The organism is Deltaproteobacteria bacterium (genome assembly GCA_016874775.1).
GTDB lineage: Bacteria > Desulfobacterota > Binatia > Bin18 > Bin18 > VGTJ01.
Map to the genome: position 1 here is coordinate 1 of VGTJ01000284.1, position 4,768 is coordinate 4,768.

The window sequence follows — 4,768 nt, forward strand, 5'->3', positions numbered from 1 at the left end:
TTCGGTGAGCGGTAGCCGCTGCGGATCGCCGTAGACCGTGCAGGAGCTGCTGAACACGATCGACCGCACGCCGCAGTCGTTCATCGCTTCAAGTAGGCGTAGCGTGCCGACGACATTGTTGTCGTAGTAGGCAAGCGGCATGCTCACCGACTCCCCCACCGCCTTGAGACCTGCGAGATGGATCACGCGGCTGATGCCAAAGTCGCGGATTACCTTGCGGACGACTGCGCCATCACGGATGTCGCCCTGCACGAAATCGACGGCGCGGCCGATGATCTGCCGAAGCCGCTCGATCACACTGGACTTGCTGTTGCAGAGGTTGTCCAGCACCACAGGACGGTGACCGGCGCGGGCCACCTCGACCGCAATGTGGCTGCCGATGAAGCCGGCGCCGCCGGTGAGCAGGATGGAGTCAGGCATGAACGGCGAGAGTATCGCCGTGGAGGCGATAGACCGCACCCGTGTGCGGACAGCGGTGCTCGCCCCTGCCCGCTAACAGTGCAAACGGCTTTACATCGCGGTTCACCACGGCACCTGCGGACGAGTGATGCCCGGTAAACTTCCGTTGCAGCGGCCGAACGGTCGTCCCTGCTGTTGATCAAGTTGGCAAGATTGCTCGGCTTCACCGGTAACTGATCTGTGTTAAAGCGGAACCTCACTGCCAATGCGATGGGTGCCGTGTGGCAGGCGCTCATGTCAGTTGCGTTCATTCCGTGGTACCTGCAGTACTTGGGGGATGAAGCTTTCGGAGTCGTGGGCCTTGCCGCATCGATACAAGCTTGTATGACGGCGCTTGACCTGGGCCTACGACCCATGATGAGCCGTGAGATGGCTCGATTTGCGGCAGGAACTCAAACCGATCGTGAGCTTCGATCATTACTGCGAGTGGTCGAGTTGGCAACCTACACCATGGCCCTCGTCTTCACGATCATGGTGGCACTGTCCGCTACCTGGGTTTCGGAGCGATGGCTGAGGCCGCAGTCCATTCCACCTCAGGACGTGGCTCAAGCCATCCGAGTGATGGCCTTGTCGGTGGGGCTGCGGTTTGTCGAAGGACTTTATCTAGGCTGCCTTGATGGGTTTCAGCGCCAAGTACTATCAAACTCACTCAACAGTCTTACTGCAACAGTTCGAGGCTTAGGCGCTGTCGGCGTACTGGCTTGGTGGTCACCAACGTTAGGGGCGTTCTTTGCGTGGCAGGCGATTGCGAGTACGGTTTCGCTGTTAGTAGTCACCCACGTGGCCTACCGGATCATGCCCCGGGGTGTGGCGAGCATCCGGGTCGGTCTGCTAAGGCTCGCTACGTTATGGCGTTTCGCAGCTGGCACCGCAATCGGGGGTTACCTAACTCTGATTCTCGGCCAAGCCGATAGGGTTCTGTTGTCTCACTTTCTTGAGCTCCAAGACTACGGGCGTTACGTGGTTGCTGCGACAGCTGCCTCAATAGTTAGAGTGGCTGTTGCTCCAGTCATGCAGGCCTACTATCCAAGATTTTCCGCGCTTCACGCGACTGGATTGCCCAACGCCACTGTCGACGCCTTTCATCGGGCATCCCAACTAGTCAGCGCTATCAGTAGCGGTACCGCCATCACACTCTTTGTGTTTCCGTCTGAAGTGGTTTACCTGTGGACTGGAGATCCCGAACTGGCGGCGTCTCTTATACCTACCCTGAGGGTCCTAGCTACAGCAGCCATGTTGCATATGTTGTGTATTCCATGCTACTACCTACGACTCGCAATCGGTGACACCCGCACATGGAATGGTGTGAGTCTTCTGGCAGTTGTCATCGTGGTCCCGATGATGATCCTGCTCGTCCCAAAGTTCGGGTTGGTAGGAGGTGCGACCGGCTGGTTGGGTACAACGATTGGTTTTGCGACAGTAGGCGTGTGGCTATCCTTGTCGACGGTTCCAACCTTGAGTCCTAGATCGTGGCTCGTTCGTGATGTCTTACCCCCGACGCTGGGTGCAGTTGTCGTTTGTGGGATGTGTAAGTTGACGAGCGCACTCCTCGTTCCCACCGGGCGCGCTGAAACCGCAATCCTGTTGACGGTAACCCTCGTAGGCAGCATTGCTACCGCTGGATTGACCCTCCATTTCGTTCGAGAGACCCTCCGACGAGTTTTGAGGCGGCTTCCAGTTGCCACTTTGTTCCACCGCGGGTAGCAATACGGACCGGGTCCTACGCTGGGCTCGATCGCGCGACCCTTACCCAAAGCTGCCTACTCTGTTACCCTCCGCCTCTGGGCAGAGCAACGACCCTGATAGCGGTCAGTGCTCGTCATCGGAGCCTGTGAGTGGTCATGAGACCGTGCTTCAATCCTCTTCGACTTGCGCTCCGCTGCTGGCGCGCCTACCACCAGCGGATCAACTTCCACAATTATGTGATTGGGGGTCGCTTCCTAGTCCGCACCACCTTGCCAGCGGGCGTGTTTGCGGTGAATGCTCGATCAGCGCTCGCACAGATTGCATTCGCAGGCACGTATGAGCCTAAGTTGATAAGGCTGATCAACCGGTTCGAACTCAAGCCGGGAGTAATCGTCAACATCGGCGCGAACATTGGGCTTCTCGCCGTTCACCTCGCCCGCACATTTCCCGACCGGCGGGTTTTAGCGGTGGAGCCAAACCCCGAGGTGCTGCCGCTTCTGTACGAAAATCTACAGCGCAATAATGTGGCGAATCGAGTCACAGTCATCGAAGCGTGTGTGTCAGATCACGCTGGGCAAGTTGAACTCTCCATAATTCACGATCGTCCTGAGTACTCCTCCATCGGGGGGATCGTCCCGCGCTACGCGCAGGGCGAGCAGCAGCACGCCATACAGGTGCCTGCGATGACCCTTGCCGCTCTCTTGGGGAGTCAGGTTCCGGCACTAGTCGTGATGGATGTTGAGGGAGCCGAAGCAAAGGTGCTAAAGGGCGGCCGTACAGTACTAGAGCAGTACAACCCAACTTGTGTCGCCGAGTGCAGCGATACTCTGCTCTCCAAGTTCGGCGACTCCTCAGGCGAAGTGATTGCCTCACTGCGCCAGTGTGGCTACGAGGTGTTAGACGCGGAGCGTACTCACAGGAAACCCAAGCCACCCTTCAACGGCACAGTGTTCGCCTTCGCGCGAGGTCGCTGCCCTTTGCGCGAAGGGCACTGATGCGCATGGCGGGTAGGGACGTCATCTTGCGGAGCGGTGCTCTCCAGACAGGATCGGTGGATTGAGGCCCAAGGTCGACACCACTGATTGCGCAGCTCCCACCCATATTGGATGCTGGATTTGCTGGCGTACTGGCTGTGAAGCCGTCGGCCGCTTGGAAGTGGCGACTGCACTGGGACTGACCCTGGCCCAGTCATGAGATCCCTGATTGGCCGACTCTGTGGCGAGATCCCTCAACTCGGACTCAAGTTCCAGCAGCGAGCGGTGAACTTCAACGCCGCGCTGATTGTGGGGTACGGGATTCTATCTCTAGGCGCGATCGGCTACTTGCTGCCAAGCCAAGTAACGCTGCAGGTCTTACCCTACTACGGCAGCACGATCTTCGGCTCAGCCTGCGTGCTTGCGACTCCCCTTCTGCTGACTGCAGGGGGAATACGAGCGCGCACTAACCTCATTGTGATTTGCATTGCGGCTTATGGATCGCTCATTGCGCTCGCGATGGAGTACGTGCAGTATCGCAGCAACAGCGTCCCTAGTACTCGAGTAATGCTCGAAGACATCATGCAACTAGGCTCCTTTGCCGCCGGGGGTTGCGCCGCAGCGGCTGCTCCACATCGGCTGATCCGCACCATTCGAGCCTGGGGCGTGCTCGCGCTAGTCTCCGCCATCAGTCAGGTTGCGCTAATGCGTATTGGAGCGCTGCCATCTGCGTGGGGTGACGCGTACTTCTCGCTATTTGGCCCCAGATATGGCAGTCCATCGGTCTATTTTGCCCTGAGTATGGCCTTATGCACTTCACCGGCCATCTTTATGTCTTCTCGTGGCGCACTGTTAGGCGTTGCGATCGTCGCAGCAGAGATCCTCACGGGCGTCGCCTCACAAACACGGACGCTACTAGTGAACGGTGCTGCATTGTTGTTGCTACAAGCCCGCTTTGATTGGCTTAAGCGCAGACCCCAGTTACCTCGATCACTCTGGTGTGCCCTCGCCTTTGTAGTGATAGTGTCGGGAGTACTTGCCGTAACATTTGTCTTGCGGCAACGTGACATCGGAGTCTTGGAGCTTTCGGGTCGCGACTGGGAGATCGGCGACATGGTTCAAGAGATGTCTGGAGCCGAATGCGCGCTTGGTGTTGGACTAGGTCGCGGCTTTCGCCGCTATGGTCTAACAAAAGACGGGGTAGATGGCGAAGCGGTGAAAACTTCAGTCCACCTTGCGACCGGGGCACTTCTCGTCAAGTTTGGGATTCCGATTGGCGCTGCCCTGACGAGTCTGCTCGTGCTGATCCCAGTCCTGCGTCTGTGCCATCGTGAGGGCGGAGGTCACCGCATGTTTCCCGCGTATCTCATCGCTTGCGCGCTACTCGAGTCAGCGTTTGCAGGCTTTTACAAACCAGTGGTCCTGTTCATCGTTGGGGCTGCAATCGCATGGCCCTCGGAGAGCGACGGTCGCGGTAGTCTGAGGTCAGGGGCTAACGCAAGTCGCGCACTCTCGCGATCCCCAAGGCCTGGGGAACCATGAGCAATCCCCTCCAAGCACTAGATTCCGGACCAACGATCTGGGTTCCACCAAGGACCCTCACGTGCAAACACGATATCCGCCTGCAAAAGCGCTCTATCGCTTCGGCG

The 4,768-nt window shown here is 58.3% G+C and carries 4 protein-coding genes; 3 read left to right on the forward strand and 1 reads right to left on the reverse strand.

Features of this window, described 5'->3' with window-relative positions:
* Positions 1-420 (reverse strand): SDR family NAD(P)-dependent oxidoreductase (locus FJ147_27265; protein MBM4259585.1); only part of this gene is annotated, 420 nt, incomplete at its 3' end.
* Positions 421-639: 219 nt separating this feature from the next.
* Here FJ147_27265 and FJ147_27270 point away from each other — a divergent pair.
* From FJ147_27270 to FJ147_27280, 3 genes are all read left to right on the forward strand, one after another.
* Positions 640-2,163 carry a hypothetical protein gene (locus FJ147_27270; protein MBM4259586.1) on the forward strand — a complete coding sequence of 508 codons (1,524 nt, stop codon included), beginning with the start codon at positions 640-642 and terminating at the stop codon, positions 2,161-2,163.
* A gap of 137 nt (positions 2,164-2,300) precedes the next feature.
* On the forward strand, positions 2,301-3,140 hold the full coding sequence (locus FJ147_27275) for an FkbM family methyltransferase (protein MBM4259587.1): 840 nt from the start codon (positions 2,301-2,303) through the stop codon (positions 3,138-3,140).
* A 195-nt stretch (positions 3,141-3,335) separates the two neighbouring features.
* A complete protein-coding gene (locus FJ147_27280; GenBank protein MBM4259588.1) occupies positions 3,336-4,661 on the forward strand; it encodes a hypothetical protein in 1,326 nt (441 codons plus the stop codon).
* Positions 4,662-4,768: the final 107 nt, after the last annotated feature.